This window comes from Flavobacterium gelatinilyticum, assembly GCF_027111295.1.
Taxonomy (GTDB): domain Bacteria; phylum Bacteroidota; class Bacteroidia; order Flavobacteriales; family Flavobacteriaceae; genus Flavobacterium; species Flavobacterium gelatinilyticum.
Genome location: NZ_CP114287.1, coordinates 1,861,527 through 1,877,518, shown reverse-complemented (window position 1 = coordinate 1,877,518; position 15,992 = coordinate 1,861,527). Strand labels below are relative to the sequence as shown.

Sequence of the window (15,992 nt, the reverse complement as noted above, 5' to 3'; positions counted from 1 at the left end):
TTGGAATTAATAGTACTCAAAAATCATAAAAAATTATCTATTACGCAACATTTAAAGTAATTCTTTTTCCGAAAGTTGTTTTAAATATAACGACGCGTAATACCCCTCCTGATTTATTAATTGATTATGAGAGCCTTGTTGAATTATTTCACCATCTTCAAGAATGAGTATTTTGTCGGCATTTTTTGCTGATGAAATTCGATGACTGACAATAATAGTAGTTTTATTCTTGCAAAAATCATATAGATTATTCAGGATCGTTTCTTCTGTTTCTGTATCTACTGCAGACAAGCAATCGTCAAAAAGTAAAATGGCAGGATTTTTAATAATTGCCCTTGCGATAGATACACGCTGTTTTTGTCCTCCTGAAAGCGTAATTCCTCTTTCTCCTAAAATAGTGTCGTATTGTTTATTAAATGCAATGATGTTGTCGTGAACCACAGCGCTTTTAGCGGCCAGTATTACTTCTTCATCTGTTGCGTATTGATTTCCAAATTTGATATTATTTTTAATTGTATCCGAAAACAAAAAGGCATCCTGAGGCACAATTCCGATGCTGTTTCTTAAATCATTTAAATTTAAGGTACTGATTTCGCTTCCGTCAATTGTGATTCTGCCCTCGGTTACATCATATAAACGAGAGATTAAAGATAATATTGTGGATTTTCCTGAACCTGTTTTTCCGAGGATTGCAAGTGTTTCGCCTTTTTTGACTGTGAAGCTTACATTTTTTAAGGCTTCTATGTTTGTATCTTCATAGGTATAACTTACGTTTTCGAAAGCAATTGATCCCTGAATGTCGGATGAATTTTCGTTGTTGTTTTTGATTTCCGGTTCAATTTTCAGGAATTCATTCAAACGTTTTTGCGAAGCTTCGGCTTCCTGAACCATCGATGAAACCCAGCCAAGAGAAGCAACCGGCCAGGTAAGCATGTTTACATACAGGATAAACTCTGCAATGGTTCCAATATTAGGGATCGATCCGTTGATATACATTACACCTCCAAAATAAATAACAACCAAATTACTAATTCCGATAAGGGCAATCATTAAAGGACCAAACAGTGATTGCACTTTTGCCAGTTCTAAACTTTTACGTTTGCTTTCGTCAGAAAGATCAATCATATTGTTTTGATGCTGATTTTCTAAAGAATAAGCTTTTATTACACGGATTCCTGAAAAAATTTCCTGAGTAAAACTGGAAACTTTTGATAAATACTGCTGAAAAGTGGTGCTTCGTTTATTGATTTCAGAACTCAGCTTAAAGATGCAATAGGATAATATAGGTAAAGGCAGTATAGTATAAAGTGTCAGCAATGGCGAAACATTATACATATATAGTATAACAATGGCAAAACGTATAAACGTATTTATGGTATACATAACCGCTGGTCCCACGTACATTCTCACTTTCGAAACGTCTTCGCTGATTCGGTTCATTAAATCTCCGGTTCGGTTTTGTTTGTAAAAATTCTGCGAAAGTTTCTCGTATTGTTTGAAAACTTCATTTTTTAAATCAAACTCAATGTGGCGTGACATTACGATCAAAGTCTGTCTCATTAAAAAGGTCAAAAACCCAGCAACAATTGCACTTCCAATGATTAACAGTACGTTATGAATCAGTTCCTCCTGATAAAAAGCAATAATCGTATCTGATTTTTGATCTGTATTGGATAATTTTAGAAACCTTTCGATTACATCAAAAGAATGACTGACCAATTTTGGAGTAAATAAAAAGAAAATTTGTGCGATTATGGTGATTAAAATACCTAGAGAAAAACTGTATTTATATTTGATGAAATATTTGTTTAAATAGCTTAATTCTTTCATTTTTTTAAGAAATTCAATATTGAATTGGTTTAATTTTATGAATTATTATTAAATAAAATTATAATAAATTGCAATTTAATTAAAACAATTAGATTGTAAAATTGTTATTTTAAAGATAAAAAATTAGCACATGTATATTTTTTGTTTATGTTTGAGAAGTCTTTTTGACGAATTCGTAATTTTAACAAATAAATAGTAACGCTATGAATGCAGCTTTCGCAACTGGAAAGGAACTTCAAAAAATGGACCCTGTTTTTGGTCAGTTATCTTTTGATGATCACGAACAAATTGTATTTTGCAATGACAAAGATACAGGTTTAAAAGCAATTATTGGTATTCATAATTCGGTTATGGGACCAGCCTTAGGAGGCACAAGAATGTGGAATTACAATACCGAATGGGAAGCATTAAACGATGTTTTACGCCTTTCAAGAGGTATGACCTATAAATCTGCGATTACCGGACTCAATATTGGCGGGGGTAAAGCAGTAATTATCGGAGATGCAAAAACTCAGAAAACACCTGAGTTAATGCGTAAATTTGGTGAATTCGTTCATTCTTTAAGCGGCAGATATATTACAGCTGAAGATGTTGGAATGGAAACTAAAGACATGGATACTGTAAGAGATGTTACGCCTTATGTAACAGGTATATCTGAGGAAAGAGGTGGTTCAGGAAACCCTTCCCCTGTAACGGCTTACGGAGTTTATTTAGGAATGAAAGCGGCTGCTAAATCTCAGTTTGGTTCTGATGTTTTAGATGGTAAAAAAGTTTTGGTTCAGGGAATTGGGCACGTAGGTGAAACTTTGGTTGAATATTTAACTAAAGAAGGTGCTCAGGTAACTATTACTGATATCAATGAAGAAAAATTATATCAGGTTGCTTCAAAATACAATGCTTCAATTTATACAGGAGAAGATTTATATACAGCTGATGTCGATATTTATGCGCCATGTGCAATGGGAGCAACGATCAACGATGCTACAGTAGATAAAATTAAAGCTAAAGTGATTGCCGGAGCAGCAAACAATCAGCTGGCAGACGAAAATGTTCACGGTGCAAGACTGCAAGAAAGAGGGATTTTATATGCTCCTGATTTCTTAATTAATGCCGGTGGAATTATTAACGTGTACGCTGAATTAGAGCACTACGGTAAAACGGAAATCATGGCAAAAACCGAAAATATCTATAACACTACTTTAGAAATTATCGATTACGCTGTGAAAAACGGAATTACAACGCACAAAGCAGCACTTACAATTGCTCAAAATCGTATCGATCAGCGCAAAATCGAGAACGCAGCTAAGTAATTAGTGTTCAGCATTAGTTAAAGGTCTCAGTTTGCAGTTTGTCTGTAAGCTGAGATTTTTTTTATCTGCAAACTGTAACTGATCAAATAAGAACTTTGACTGATCGCTAAAATCTGACGGCTGATCACTGAAAACCGCGACTTTTTTGCAAATTAATTTTAATATAAGCGTCAAAAGTTATACTTTTGCAGACTAATTTTAAAATGTTCTTACAAGGTGGTAAATAGAAGACACATACGCGTTAAAGTAATGCAGTCCATTTATGCAATGCATCAAAGCGGTTCTGACAATATGGAAAAAGAAGAAAAGTTTCTTTTTTACAGTATTGATAATATTCAGGATTTATATCTTATAATGCTTTCTTCATTGATTGAAATATGTAAAAAAGAATCTGTTTTTTTACATTTATCAAGTAAAAAACATCTTGCTACTCCGGCAGAACGCAACCCAAACGAAAAATTTATCAAAAACAAAATCTTTCAGCTTCTTGCAGAAAGTAATTCTTTAAGCATTGCTTTAGAAAATCGTAAAATCAATAACTGGTCTTTAAATGATGATTATATCATTTTGCTTTTGAATGATATTAAAGCCAGCGATATTTACAAAAAATACATGTCGAACAACATTAACACGTTTGAAGAAGATAAACAGTTTGTAGCTGATTTGTTTTCGGAAGTTATTGTGCCGAACGAAAAGTTATACGAGTATTTAGAAGATGATAAGTTAACATGGGTAGATGATATTCCGGTTGTAAATACCCATATTATTAAGCAGTTAAAAGCAATTAAAACCGAAGATCCGGACGATTTTAGAGTTCCTAAGTTATATAAAGATGTTGAGGATAAGGATTTTGCAAAAGATTTGTTTAGAAGAACGATTTTAAACGAAGCTGCTTTTGCAAAAGAATACGATGATAAAACGCCAAACTGGGACAGCGAAAGGATTGCAGAAATTGATACAATTATCCTTAAAATGGCGATTTGCGAATTCTTGAAATTCCCTTCAATTCCGGTAAAAGTAACTCTTAACGAATATTTAGAAATTGCAAAAGAATATTCTACTCCAAAAAGTAGTATTTTTATCAACGGAATTTTAGATAATCTGGTAAAAGAGCTTGAAGCCAATAAAAAGATGGTGAAGGTAGGAAGAGGGTTAATGTAAGATCATAAATTCCAAATTTCAAAAAGAAAACATTAAATATAAATCAAAAACAAATTTAAATTATGGGACAATTATCTCAATTTGCGCCTTTCCTTTTAATGTTTGTGGTAATCTATTTCTTTATGATCAGACCACAGCAAAAAAGAGCAAAAAACGAAAAAGAATTTGAAAGCAACCTAAAGGTAGGTGACAGAATAGTTACAAAAAGTGGATTTCACGGTAAAATTGCTGAATTAGCAGAAACAACTGTTGTAATCGAAACAATGTCAGGAAAATTAAAATTAGAGCGTTCTGCTATTTCTTTAGAAATGAGTTCAGCTTTAAATGCTCCTAAGAAAGCTTAGGTATTTATTAAATTTCAATTTTTAAAATCCCAAATTTCAGTATGCTGGAATTTGGGATTTTTTTTGCTGTAAAACGGGTGTTTTGTCCTTTGTGTTCATTTCTTCAATTGCCTCAGGCTTTATCCGGAAATGAACAGTTTACAAGGCTTTAGTCAAAAGTGATTGTTAGGCTAAAATCGGAGAGAACTGATTTTCTTTAATGTATTGATTTTAATTATGCCTTGTTTACAATGACTCCAAAAAGAAAAACCTTTGTCAAAGTTTTAAACTTAGACAAAGGTCTCTTCTATAGTTTTTTAAATTTGGAATTTTAATTTATCTGTATTTATCATTAAGTCCCACATTCTGCAATATCATCGGAATTACTTTTTCAATCCTTGAGATTTTAGTTTTTTCCTGCTTTGCGCTTTCAATGTATTCTAAAAACTCATATTGTTTATACGGAGAAAATTTTTCGAAAGCCTCTTTTAAAGCCGGATTCTGAATCATTTCTTTTTCTAAAAATTCAGAAACGATAGTTTCTTTTTTAGAAGGTTTGATGATTTTTCCCTGTTTTTCGTTTTCTATTGCTTCGGCAATATATTGTAAAATTTCTTTCTCGTTTAGTTCTTCTTTAGATGTAAAACGCCATTGGCGTAATGATTTTGTTCGGTCTTCCTGAGCATTTAAGAGTCTTTTTTTCTCATCTTTCAGGAAAACACCATTAAAAAACCAGATAGCAAAATAATCTTTAAATCCGCCAAGTCCAACGACATTCTTTTTTTCGTAAACATAAACCGGACCGCCCCATTTTGTAGTTTCGGTGAGTTCAGTTTTATCAATGATTGTTTTTAGAAGAAGCAGTTCTTCTGTCCACTTTTCACTGTATTTCCAAATGCCTTTATTTTCGGATTTCGGTTCCAATTTATCTTTTTCTTTTTGGTTTTTCAGTAACATCAAAAACTCCCGGAACAGCTGTTAATTCAGCAATTTTTACAATCACATCAGTTGCTTTCTGAATACTTTCTGCCGGAACATATTCGTATTTTCCATGGAAATTATGACCGCCCGCGAATATATTCGGGCACGGCAGTCCCATAAAAGATAACTGAGAACCATCAGTACCGCCGCGGATAGGTTTTATAATAGGTTTTATATTTAACTCGCGCATTGCTTTTTCGGCAATATCTACGATATGTTTCACCGGAAGTACTTTTTCTTTCATATTGTAATACTGGTCTTTTATTTCAGCAGTTACAATATCCTCACCAAATTTCTTCGCGAATTTTCTGTTGAAACTCTTCGCAATTTTAGTGATAAGTTCTTTTCTCTTTTCGAATTTTTTCTTGTTATGATCGCGGATAATCAATTCCAAAACAGTTTCTTCGATATTTCCTTTAATATGATGAACATGAAAAAAACCTTCATAACCTCTGGTTTCCTGCGGTGTTTCACCTTTTGGAAGTTCATTTATAAACTCATTTGCCAAAAGCATCGAATTGATCATTTTTCCTTTGGCATAACCCGGGTGAACACTTTTTCCTTTAAAAGTAATTTTTGCTCCGGCAGCATTGAAGTTTTCATATTCCAGTTCGCCAATCTGGCTTCCGTCCATAGTATAAGCCCATTGAGCGCCAAATTTCTCTACATCAAAATGATGTGCACCACGGCCAATTTCTTCATCAGGAGTAAAACCAATTCTAATTTTTCCGTGTTTAATTTCAGGATGCTGAATTAAGTATTCCATTGCTGAAACAATTTCGGTAATTCCCGCTTTATCATCTGCACCTAACAAGGTAGTTCCGTCGGTTGTAATGATGGTTTGCCCTTTATATTGTAATAAATCCTTGAAATAATCCGGAGATAAAATGATGTTTTTCTCAGCATTTAAAATAATATCTTTTCCGTCGTAATTCTCTACAATCTGAGGTTTTACATTGGCGCCGCTAAAATCCGGTGAAGTGTCAAAATGCGAAATAAATCCAATTACGGGAACTTCATGATCAACATTGCTCGGGAGCGTTGCCATGATATACGCTTTATCATCAATAGTGACATCTTGTAAACCGATAGCTTTTAGTTCTTCGACTAATTTATTGGCGAGATTCCATTGTTTTTCTGTACTTGGGGTTGTCTTTGAATTTGGATCTGATTCAGTATCAATAGTTACATAACTGATAAAACGATCTATGATGTGCTGCATTTTAATTTTATTTTTAGCAAATATAGACATTTTTTTTAGCAGAGGTATTTTGCGGTTTCCGAACTAAAACAAATAAAAAAGGATTCTGTTTTGAGAATCCTTTGAGAAAATTTCATATTAGATGCTTTTTACGCATCGAAAACCTACATGGTTAGCTGCAGATCTTATTTCGCCTTTTCCTCTCGTTCCAACCATATAGCGCGTGCAGTATTGGTCTGTACATAAAAACGAACCGCCGCGGTGAACGCGTTTTATCTCTGTTGGATCTTTAGGATCGTAATAGGCATCCGGACCCTGCGGATTTCGGGTTACCTGCCCGCTTTCGCTTACTGATTTGTAATAGTCTACGCTGTACCAGTCATTTACCCATTCCCAGACATTTCCGGCTACATCATACAATCCGTATGCATTTGGAGCATATTGTTTTACAGGAGCAATACCTTTAAAACCGTCTTCTCCTGTATCACCGTCCTTAATAGGGAAATGTCCCTGATAAATATTGGCCTGAAATTTACCTTTTGGTTTCAATACATTTCCCCAGGCATAAATTTCTCCCGCTTTTCCGCCTCTCGCTGCAAATTCCCATTCAGCTTCGGTAGGAAGTCTTTTTCCTGCCCATTTTGCATAAGCAGCAGCATCTTCGTATGTAATATGTACCACCGGATATTTTTCTTTTCCTTTTATGGAACTTTCCGGTCCAAGAGGATGTTTCCAGTCAGCGCCGGGAACGTAAGACCACCATTGCAAAAAGTTGTTTAAGTTAACGGCCGTTGGGGTAGGAGTAAAAATTACAGATCCGGTAATTAAATCTTCTTCGTTTGCTGTTGGAAATTCCTCTTTTGTTGGTTTTTGTTCAGCAACGGTAATGTAGCCTGTTGCTTTTACAAATTTTTCGTATTCTTCGTTCGTTACTTCGGTTTCATCCATATAATAACCATCGACATATACTCGATGAATTGGCGCTGCATCTTTTGTAACACCTTTTAAACTGCATAAACTTTCGTCTTCTACATTGCTTCCCATCGAGAATTCGCCGCCCGGAATCCAAACCATGCCTTTAGGGGCTTTTCCTGCTGGTTTGTTTTTGTTTTCAATTGTAGGTTTAAAGAGCGATGTTTCATCAGTATTAGGAACTTCATGACAGTCTATCGCTGTTTGAGCTGTTTTTTCTTTTGGTGTAATTAATCTTGTAAATCCATAAGTAATTGAAATGATGGAGATCGTTAATAAAGCGAAAATCCAAAAGGTTTTATTTTTCATGGTTTATGGTTTTTAAGCTGGTTTTGGTTTTCAATAAGCAAGGTTAAAAATAGAAAAATAATTCTTATAATTATATTAACTTGATAGAATTAATAAAATAAAACTATTTTGTTATTTATCCTGCTCAACAAGAACGACTTCATATTTATTTTTGCCATCAACCTGAACAGGCTGATAGTAGGTTTCTCCAAACTTGATATATTTTACATCGCCAATGGTTACTTCTTTGCCGCCTTCAGGAAGATTATCTACTAAAGTTCCGGCAGTAGGAGGAACGACTTTGTATGAGTTTCCGTCTTTTTCATAATAGGTACCGCCATAATAGTAGTTGTTGACTGTTCCGGTATTTACAGTCTGCGCCCCGCTTGGGATATTGTTTACAGTACCGCCAACAGGTGCCGGAACAACCTGATAACCACCATTTGAAGGTGTATACCAGACCCCCTGATCGTAATGATACTGAGTGCTTTCTACACTGACTACAATAGCAGTAACGGCCAGTGTTGTAATAAAAAATCCCCACGGATGCCAAACCGGTCCCCAGGAATAAGGTCTGTACGGATGATAATAATACGGATGATAGGCATTGTAGCGATAACCGCCATATACATAAGGAGGTCGTGCATATACGACTGTATTTCTACGCACAACGGTATTACGATTGTAAACGTTGATGTCTCTGCTTCGGTCTACATTGACATTTACATTGTTACCGCTGATATTGGTGTTTCTATTGCCTGTTCTGTTATTATTGTTTCGGTTGGAATAGTTTCGATTATTATTTATGTTGTTATCCCTCGTATTTTGTGTTGCAGGTCTTGTAACCCTGTTTGTGGAGTTTGCGGGTCTTGCAGCTCTGTTATTAGTATTTGCCGGTCTGGTTCTGTTTGCAGATGGTGCGGTGGGTCTCTGAACTCCTGAACCGCCTGCTCCGGGGCGTGTATTTCCGGCGTTTCCTCTTCCTCCGGTATTCCCGCGGCGTTGGGCTAAACTATCAATTGAAATAAGGAAAAATGTTCCAATCAGACAGAGTAATGCCGATTTTTTGAATGTGCTGGATATGTTTTTCATTTTCAGTGATTTATATGAATTAAAGTTATGAAAAAATGAATTGGTTTAAGCCAAAAAAAGTAAAACTTTTAATACATGAATTTGATATTGAGTGTTATAGTGAAATATCCCATTGAATTCTAAAACGCCAGCCCTGTTCGAGCGGAAGTGTTTTGTCCTGAAAACTAAAATAACTGAACTCTGAAGTCAGCTTGTTTTTATGTCCTTTGAAGAACCAGTTAAATGCTATAGTAGATTCGTCCTGTCTGTTTTGTCTAACTGAATTATCCGGTCTGTATGCGGCATGTCTTCCGGCCATTTCCAAATGTTGCGGCCACCAGTCGAAAATGTTATGAAAGAAGTATCCGGCCTGAATGTAGTAACCTTTTAAAATAGTTGTTTCATCGTTGTTCAGTTTGTCTATAATTTCTTTAGTGTGCCATTCGCTCTGCCAGGAAAAACCGCGGTACATAAAGGCAGTTTCCAAATTCCACTGGTTTACCCTGTATTGTCCCGGCGCACCATTCTCATAACCGTCTAAAGAACCTCCTCCGGCCTGAGAAAATCTCGTATACGGGCTTCGGTTGGTTATGGCCGAAAAAGCGATAATTGGAGTAGGTTTTTCGTGAAATTCTAAATCAGAGCCTTCAAAATCCAAAAATCGGCCAAGGAAATTCCATTGTGCCCTTCCAAAGTACATTAAATTACCGTCGTCATTGGCGGTACTGCCTCGTCCGGTTCCGGTTAAAGCAGCTGCCCAATAGTTAAAATCGGCAATGCCGGAGCCTTTTAAATGACCATACACTTCGACTCCTAACTGTCTGTCAACGGTAAACGGACGGTTAATTAAAGATCGCTCAACCATCTGTTGTTCGCCGCTGCTAATGTAACGTTCACGTGTAAATTCGGTTTTCCATTGTCCTACTTTAAAACTCAGCCAGTCCCATTTTTCGATCATGATTCTAAAATCAAGCAGATTGGACTGACTTAATTCATATTCCCAATAATAATTGAGCCAGGGTTCAAAGGCATGACCGCCCACCTTTAATCGGGCTCGGTTTATTTTAAAAGTTGTCTGCGCATCCTGGCTGTAATCGTCATACGTTAGAGGATCTGCATCGTAAGGAGTAGAAAAACGAAATTGTAAACGACTTTGCAGCTGAAAAAGAAATTTATTATCTCTGGTGCGAAGTTCAATTCCTTTATCGCCATAACGTACATTCATGAGTTTGGCAGTGTCTTTTTCCTGCTGAGCAGATAAAGCAGTACTAATTATAAGAAATGAGATGATATGTAAATATTTAGCGAATTTGTAAAGTAAATTTAAGCAGTGTGTCATAGTCTCATTTGTATTAGTGTTTTATCGGCATTTATCTTTTATTGGTGATTAAAAAAGAGGTATTTCAAAAACAGTATAGTTTCTGAAAATACCTCTCTGCTGTTATTTTAATCTCTGCCTAAAGCTCTTCTTGCTTCATTGTTTAAATCAGAGTATTCGATTTTTCCAACGTTTACACCCACACCGTAAATTTCGCCCCCTTTAAATGTTCCTGGTGTTTTGTATTCTTTACTTACAGCATCACCGCTGTCAAAACCTACACAAAGACCATCTCCTGAGAGTGTAAATTTTCCGGTTTGAGTTCTCATTGGTCCGGAAGCGATTTCTTTTCCGTCAATATAGAGTTTCATGGTTCCGATGGATTCACCGTTCGGACCTGCTTTTTCCCGGTTAAATTCCATTCCAAAAACATGTTTTCCCGGTGTTATGGTAGTATTTGAAGTGAATTTTTGTTCAGGTGCAATTCCTAAAAAGTTGTAGACATAGTGCAGTTTTTTATCTTTTATAAATAAACTGTGTCCTCCAAAACGCGAGCCATGAGCAAAAAGAACTCCCGATGCATTTGCATCTTTTACATCGACATCGGCTACAATTTTATACGAACGGCCGCGAACATTTACAGCGACACCTTCAGGTACCGGTGAAGTGCCCGGATAATACACATATTGATCTCGCGGTTCTTCAGATGATGGTCTTTCAGTTCCTAAAACTTCTATGGCAGAACGGTCGTCTAACGGAAGTACCAGATTTTTGGCTGCTTCCTGATTCCAGTCATTGATTAATTCTTTTAATTTGTCCGGATATTTTTTGGCTAAATTGTTTGATTCAGAACGGTCAATATCTGTGTTGTACAATTCCCATGTATCTTTATCAAAATTCCCTTTTCCTCCAAGAGGAGCGTGTAATGCTACAGCTTTCCAGCCGTCTTTCCACAAAGCACGGCTTCCTAGCATGGCAAAATATTGAATATGTTTCTGTGTTTTTGTATTTGGGGCAGCGTCAAAAGTATATCGCATAGAAACTCCGGATAACGGATATTGCGATACTCCGTTGTATACTTTTGGCATTTCCAGACCGCAGATATCCAAAATAGTGGGTACAATGTCTGTTGAATGATGAAACTGATCGCGTACAACTCCTTTTGCTTTAATTCCTTTTGGCCATGAAATTACTAAAGGATCGCAGGTTCCTCCGGCATACTGACTATATCTTTTGAACATTTTGAATGGTGTCGAAAAAGCAGCAGCCCAGCCGGTAGGATAATGTTCGTAAGTATCAGGCCCGCCTAATTTGTCTAGATATTTAAGGTTTTCAGCCAATTCATCCGGATATCCGTTAAAGAATTTATTTTCGTTTACAGAGCCGGACGGAGAACCTTCTCCTGAAGCACCATTATCTGCAGCATAAATTACAACGGTATTTTCCAGTTGACCTGTTTTTTCCAAATAATCAATAATTCGTCCAACCTGTACATCGGTGTATTCAGAAAAACCGGCATAGACTTCAGCTAATCTTGAAAATAGTTTTTTTTCTTCAGGTTTTAATTTATTCCAGTCCAGTACACTGTCAGCTTCATTTGCAATTCCGGGAGGTATTGGATTAAAATTGTCAAATTTTGTTCCTTGCGGTAAAATTCCTTTAGCAATCATACGCGGTAAAACCCATTTACGATAAGCATCATAACCTTCGTCAAATTTTCCTTTGTATTTAGCAATATATTCAGCAGGAGCATGATGAGGAGCATGATTAGCCCCGGGACAATACCACATATACCAGGGTTTTGAAGGATTGGTTGCCTGCTGGTCTTTAATATATTCCAATGCATGATCGGCCAGATCTTTAGATAAATGGTAACCTTCTTCCGGAGTTGCCGGCGGTTCTATAAAATGGTTGTCTTCTACTAAATCAGGATACCACTGATTGGTTTCGCCGCCAAGAAATCCGTAATATCGGTCAAATCCCATTTGCAATGGCCAGGTAGAACGAGGTCCTCCCGAAGCAACATCCTGTTCCGGAACGTTGTGGTTTTTTCCTATCCAGAAGGTACTGTAGCCGTTCTCCTGTAGAATCTGTCCAATTGTAGCAGCTTGTTTTGGAATTCTGCCGCTTGCTCCGGGATAACCGTCTGCAGTTTCTGTGATAGCGGCCATACCATTAAGATGATGGTTACGCCCCGTTAGTAAAGTGGAACGTGTAGGCGAACATAAAGCAGTGGTGTGCCACTGTGAATATGTAATACCATTTTCTGCCAGTTTCTGCATAGTAGGCATATTAATGGCACCTCCATACGGAGACCAGGCAGCAAGTCCGGTGTCATCATATAAAATGAATAAAATGTTTGGAGAACCTTTTGGTGCTTTCTTGGGCAGGTAAGGAGTCCAGTCGCTTTTAGAATCTCTGATATCCAAAGCTATTTTGCCATGAAAAGTTTCTTTAGTTACTTGTTGAGGGTCTGCCTGAGCATTTGACTTTAGGGTTAAGCCTAATGAAAGACAGAGCAAAAGTGTAAAAGAAAACTTTTGAAACATTGAATTTTTAATTACTTTCATGATTTTGCGGTATTAATTATTATTGATCTTTTTAGGGGGACTTTTAAAAATTCTCTATAAAAATTAATATGAAAGTGGCGTTTTTATTTTCCCAGAAAGAGAAGTACTTAAGGGCTTGTAGATTTTAAGTAGAGATTTAAGTGCTTCAAAATTAGGTAATAAGTGGCTTGAGCCAGGTTTCATAAGAGACTTAACAGGTTTCATATTATAATTTGCAACCTAAAACCCTGTTTTTTAACGCAATTTTTTTATTGGATTGAAATGCGTGTTTTTTTAAAAAAATTATTTGATTTTGCTGGAGAATTCTATAAAAATTGGCGCATTTGTTTGGCTAAAAGCCCCGTAGTTCCAAGTTTAATAGTTAAATTTGCACCTGAAAACTAACAACACAACAACATAACCCATGTACAAATTAATTATCCGTCCGATACTTTTTTGGTTTGATCCCGAAGAAGTGCATTACTTTACCTTTTCATTTGTAAAATTCATTTCAAAAATACCTGGAGTTTCGGCGATAATACGATCGGTTTATGAGGTAAAAGACAGTAGATTAGAAAGAGAAGTTTTCGGAATTAAATTTAAAAATCCGGTTGGACTTGCAGCAGGTTTTGATAAAGATGCCAAGCTTTACAAGGAATTTGATGATTTTGGTTTTGGTTTTATCGAAATTGGAACTGTAACTCCGGTTGGACAGGAAGGAAATCCAAAGAAACGTTTGTTCCGGTTAAAAGAAGATCAGGCGATTATTAACCGAATGGGATTTAATAACGGCGGTGTTCTCGAAGCTGTAGAACGTTTGAAAAAAAATAAAGGCGTTCTGATTGGAGGAAACATCGGAAAAAACAAAGTGACACCAAACGAAAATGCAGTCGATGATTACATTATTTGTTTTGATGCCTTGTTTGATCACGTAGATTATTTCGTAGTCAATGTAAGTTCGCCAAACACACCTAATTTGAGAGCTTTACAGGACAAAGAACCTTTAACGGCTTTATTGCAGACTTTGCAAAACCGAAATATTGAAAAAGAAAAAGCAAGCGGTCAAAAAACAAAACCAATTCTGTTGAAGATTGCTCCGGACTTAACAGATGAGCAGTTATTGGATATTATTGATATTGTAAAAACGACTCAGATTGCAGGTGTAATTGCTACGAATACCACCATTGCAAGAGATGGTTTACAATCTGCTAATCAGACAGAAATAGGAGGGGTATCCGGAATACCATTAACAAAACGTTCTACAGAAGTAATCCGTTTTCTTTCGGAAAAAAGCAATAAAGCTTTCCCGATAATTGGAGTAGGAGGAATACATTCTGCCGACGATGCAATCGAAAAATTAAATGCAGGAGCAAGTTTAATTCAGTTATATACCGGATTTATTTACGAAGGACCGGGATTAATCAAAGCAATTAACAAAAAGCTTTTAAAGCAGCTGTAGCAGCAGTGTCTGCATAATTAGTCCGGTAATTATAGCAATTCCGAAACTAATTAAAGTACCAATCATTACATATTCAGTAAGTTTTCGGTCTTTGGCTTCTTTTAAATCTCCAAACCTAAAAATAGATTTGGCTGCCAATAAAAGACCGATAGCTTCAAAATGTCCTGTGAGAATAAAAAGCACAGTAAGGAGACGCTCTAATATGCCGATATAATTTCCGGCATGTGAGAGCGAATTTTCCTGATGGCTGTTTGGGCTTTCCGGACTCCAGATCGAAATAATGGTTTTGATGAAAATTGAAGCCGGCTTTGTAACCAGTATAATTCCGGTAATCAAAATCCAGAATCGGTTGTCGAACCAAAGAAAACTGATGTTATCGTTTTTGTAAAGAAGGACAACCCCAATTAAGATTAAAAGATGTGCAATCTGGTCGACTACAAACCAGGTGCGTTTGGTTTTATTTTTCTGAAAATTCAGTTTAATGAGATCAATAATACCGTGTGTGACGGCAATTAAAAAGGCATACGGAATAAAACGGATTTCTCCCGCCAAAACTGCAGCTAAAACCCCGTGAAGTAAAATATGAAGATATAAATAAATACTTTTATGTTTATTTGCTTCTTTGTGAGCTACCCACGAATTGGGCTGCCAGATAAAATCGCCTAACAAATGTGCCAGAAGCAGTTTTATAAATAAAATCATAAGGTAAGTTGTTTTATTTGAGTTCTAAAATAACGATCTAAATTCATAACCAGATCAAACTGCGCGCGTTTTTGTCTTCGGCTCACCGCAGCCTGATTAATGCCTAATTTTTGTCCCAGTTCTTCCTGAGAAAGTGTCGGGTTTTCTATAGCCAGAGCCACAAATTCTGCCGATTGTACCAGCCAGCTGTCCATAAACGTCAAAGCCAGTTGCAGCATTAAATTCAGTCTTTCGTCAATATCAGTTTCATCCGTTCGTAAAGCCAGTGTGACTTTTTGTTTTTTCAAAGTTTCAAAAAGTTCTCCCGAATGTATAAAAGCAGATCCGTTGCTTTCGGATATTTTTTCGGCATCGTGGGTTTTATCTCCAAAGCCAATACTCATTCGCGCATCTGATTTTATGGCTCGAAGACGTGCTTTAAGCAAAATAGCGGTCAATAAAGCTTCTTCAGGATTTTTAATTTCTATTTGAAATTCATCACCGCGATAGACTTCCCATTGACTTGGTGTTTTCCCAAGCGGTGCTAAGATTTGTTTCAAATCTTCAACCCAATGTTCAGATTCATGCTGTCTTGAGCCAATTATATCTCCTGTAATTACACTAGTCATAATCAAATATAATTAAAAATAATAAACTTTGTATTACAAATATAAGGAATAACTTTTATTATTACGTTTTTTGGTAATATTTAAAAATATTACACTTTTTGGTAATATAAGTAAATATTACATTTTTAAATCATATTCGCAATTATTACCTTTTTACGTAGTATTGTTCATTATTACAATATTGAGTAATAATAATCTATCTAATTTATAAACCAGAAT

General features: G+C 36.1%; 13 protein-coding genes. 4 read left to right on the top strand and 9 right to left on the bottom strand.

Features of this window, described 5'->3' with window-relative positions:
- Nucleotides 1–51 precede the first annotated feature (51 nt).
- The gene (locus OZP11_RS08085; protein WP_281234713.1) at nt 52–1,830 is read right to left on the bottom strand and encodes an ABC transporter ATP-binding protein; all 1,779 of its coding nucleotides are present in this window, start codon (nt 1,828–1,830) and stop codon (nt 52–54) included.
- 203 nt (nt 1,831–2,033) lie between these two features.
- Here OZP11_RS08085 and OZP11_RS08080 point away from each other — a divergent pair, with 203 nt between their 5' ends.
- The 3 genes from OZP11_RS08080 to yajC all read left to right on the top strand — a co-directional run bounded on the left by OZP11_RS08080 (nt 2,034) and on the right by yajC (nt 4,645).
- Complete coding sequence (locus OZP11_RS08080; RefSeq protein ID WP_281234712.1) at nt 2,034–3,140, top strand: Glu/Leu/Phe/Val family dehydrogenase; 1,107 nt, start codon at nt 2,034–2,036, stop codon at nt 3,138–3,140.
- Nucleotides 3,141–3,389: 249 nt separating this feature from the next.
- Nucleotides 3,390–4,301, top strand: a complete 912-nt coding sequence (nusB, locus tag OZP11_RS08075) for a transcription antitermination factor NusB (RefSeq protein WP_281235511.1) — start codon at nt 3,390–3,392, stop codon at nt 4,299–4,301.
- Nucleotides 4,302–4,363: 62 nt separating this feature from the next.
- The gene (gene yajC / locus OZP11_RS08070) at nt 4,364–4,645 is read left to right on the top strand and encodes a preprotein translocase subunit YajC (protein WP_281234711.1); all 282 of its coding nucleotides are present in this window, start codon (nt 4,364–4,366) and stop codon (nt 4,643–4,645) included.
- 315 nt (nt 4,646–4,960) lie between these two features.
- Here the strand turns inward: yajC and OZP11_RS08065 are convergent, their stop codons facing one another.
- The 6 genes from OZP11_RS08065 to OZP11_RS08040 all read right to left on the bottom strand — a co-directional run bounded on the left by OZP11_RS08065 (nt 4,961) and on the right by OZP11_RS08040 (nt 13,025).
- Nucleotides 4,961–5,548, bottom strand: a complete 588-nt coding sequence (locus OZP11_RS08065; RefSeq protein WP_281234710.1) for a YdeI/OmpD-associated family protein — start codon at nt 5,546–5,548, stop codon at nt 4,961–4,963.
- A 1-nt stretch (nt 5,549) separates the two neighbouring features.
- Nucleotides 5,550–6,827: a peptidase T gene (gene pepT / locus OZP11_RS08060; RefSeq protein WP_281234709.1), complete on the bottom strand. Its 1,278-nt coding sequence runs from the start codon at nt 6,825–6,827 to the stop codon at nt 5,550–5,552.
- 117 nt (nt 6,828–6,944) lie between these two features.
- Nucleotides 6,945–8,087 carry a formylglycine-generating enzyme family protein gene (locus tag OZP11_RS08055; RefSeq protein WP_281234708.1) on the bottom strand — a complete coding sequence of 381 codons (1,143 nt, stop codon included), beginning with the start codon at nt 8,085–8,087 and terminating at the stop codon, nt 6,945–6,947.
- 111 nt (nt 8,088–8,198) lie between these two features.
- A complete protein-coding gene (locus OZP11_RS08050; protein ID WP_281234707.1) occupies nt 8,199–9,158 on the bottom strand; it encodes a DUF6515 family protein in 960 nt (319 codons plus the stop codon).
- Nucleotides 9,159–9,252: 94 nt separating this feature from the next.
- A complete protein-coding gene (locus tag OZP11_RS08045) occupies nt 9,253–10,476 on the bottom strand; it encodes an OprO/OprP family phosphate-selective porin (protein WP_432419655.1) in 1,224 nt (407 codons plus the stop codon).
- A 107-nt stretch (nt 10,477–10,583) separates the two neighbouring features.
- Nucleotides 10,584–13,025, bottom strand: a complete 2,442-nt coding sequence (locus tag OZP11_RS08040) for an arylsulfatase (protein WP_281234706.1) — start codon at nt 13,023–13,025, stop codon at nt 10,584–10,586.
- A 403-nt stretch (nt 13,026–13,428) separates the two neighbouring features.
- Between OZP11_RS08040 and OZP11_RS08035 the strand changes: the two genes are divergently transcribed.
- A complete protein-coding gene (locus OZP11_RS08035; protein WP_281234705.1) occupies nt 13,429–14,463 on the top strand; it encodes a quinone-dependent dihydroorotate dehydrogenase in 1,035 nt (344 codons plus the stop codon).
- Here OZP11_RS08035 and OZP11_RS08030 read toward each other — a convergent pair.
- Both OZP11_RS08030 and OZP11_RS08025 read right to left on the bottom strand, forming a co-directional pair.
- Nucleotides 14,449–15,165: a DUF3307 domain-containing protein gene (locus tag OZP11_RS08030; protein WP_281234704.1), complete on the bottom strand. Its 717-nt coding sequence runs from the start codon at nt 15,163–15,165 to the stop codon at nt 14,449–14,451. The genes OZP11_RS08035 and OZP11_RS08030 overlap by 15 nt on opposite strands.
- A complete protein-coding gene (locus tag OZP11_RS08025) occupies nt 15,162–15,773 on the bottom strand; it encodes a SatD family protein (protein WP_281234703.1) in 612 nt (203 codons plus the stop codon). The genes OZP11_RS08030 and OZP11_RS08025 overlap by 4 nt, the downstream gene beginning before the upstream one ends.
- Nucleotides 15,774–15,992: the final 219 nt, after the last annotated feature.

Bases quoted from the DNA above. Each gene is read 5' to 3' on its own strand.
- OZP11_RS08085 (WP_281234713.1), bottom strand. From the start codon at position 1,830: ATGAAAGAATTAAGCTATTTAAACAAATATTTCATCAAATATAAATAC.
- OZP11_RS08080 (WP_281234712.1), top strand. From the start codon at position 2,034: ATGAATGCAGCTTTCGCAACTGGAAAGGAACTTCAAAAAATGGACCCT.
- nusB (WP_281235511.1), top strand. From the start codon at position 3,390: ATGCAGTCCATTTATGCAATGCATCAAAGCGGTTCTGACAATATGGAA.
- yajC (WP_281234711.1), top strand. From the start codon at position 4,364: ATGGGACAATTATCTCAATTTGCGCCTTTCCTTTTAATGTTTGTGGTA.
- pepT (WP_281234709.1), bottom strand. From the start codon at position 6,827: ATGCAGCACATCATAGATCGTTTTATCAGTTATGTAACTATTGATACT.
- OZP11_RS08055 (WP_281234708.1), bottom strand. From the start codon at position 8,087: ATGAAAAATAAAACCTTTTGGATTTTCGCTTTATTAACGATCTCCATC.
- OZP11_RS08050 (WP_281234707.1), bottom strand. From the start codon at position 9,158: ATGAAAAACATATCCAGCACATTCAAAAAATCGGCATTACTCTGTCTG.
- OZP11_RS08045 (WP_432419655.1), bottom strand. From the start codon at position 10,476: ATGACACACTGCTTAAATTTACTTTACAAATTCGCTAAATATTTACAT.
- OZP11_RS08040 (WP_281234706.1), bottom strand. From the start codon at position 13,025: ATGAAAGTAATTAAAAATTCAATGTTTCAAAAGTTTTCTTTTACACTT.
- OZP11_RS08035 (WP_281234705.1), top strand. From the start codon at position 13,429: ATGTACAAATTAATTATCCGTCCGATACTTTTTTGGTTTGATCCCGAA.
- OZP11_RS08030 (WP_281234704.1), bottom strand. From the start codon at position 15,165: ATGATTTTATTTATAAAACTGCTTCTGGCACATTTGTTAGGCGATTTT.
- OZP11_RS08025 (WP_281234703.1), bottom strand. From the start codon at position 15,773: ATGACTAGTGTAATTACAGGAGATATAATTGGCTCAAGACAGCATGAA.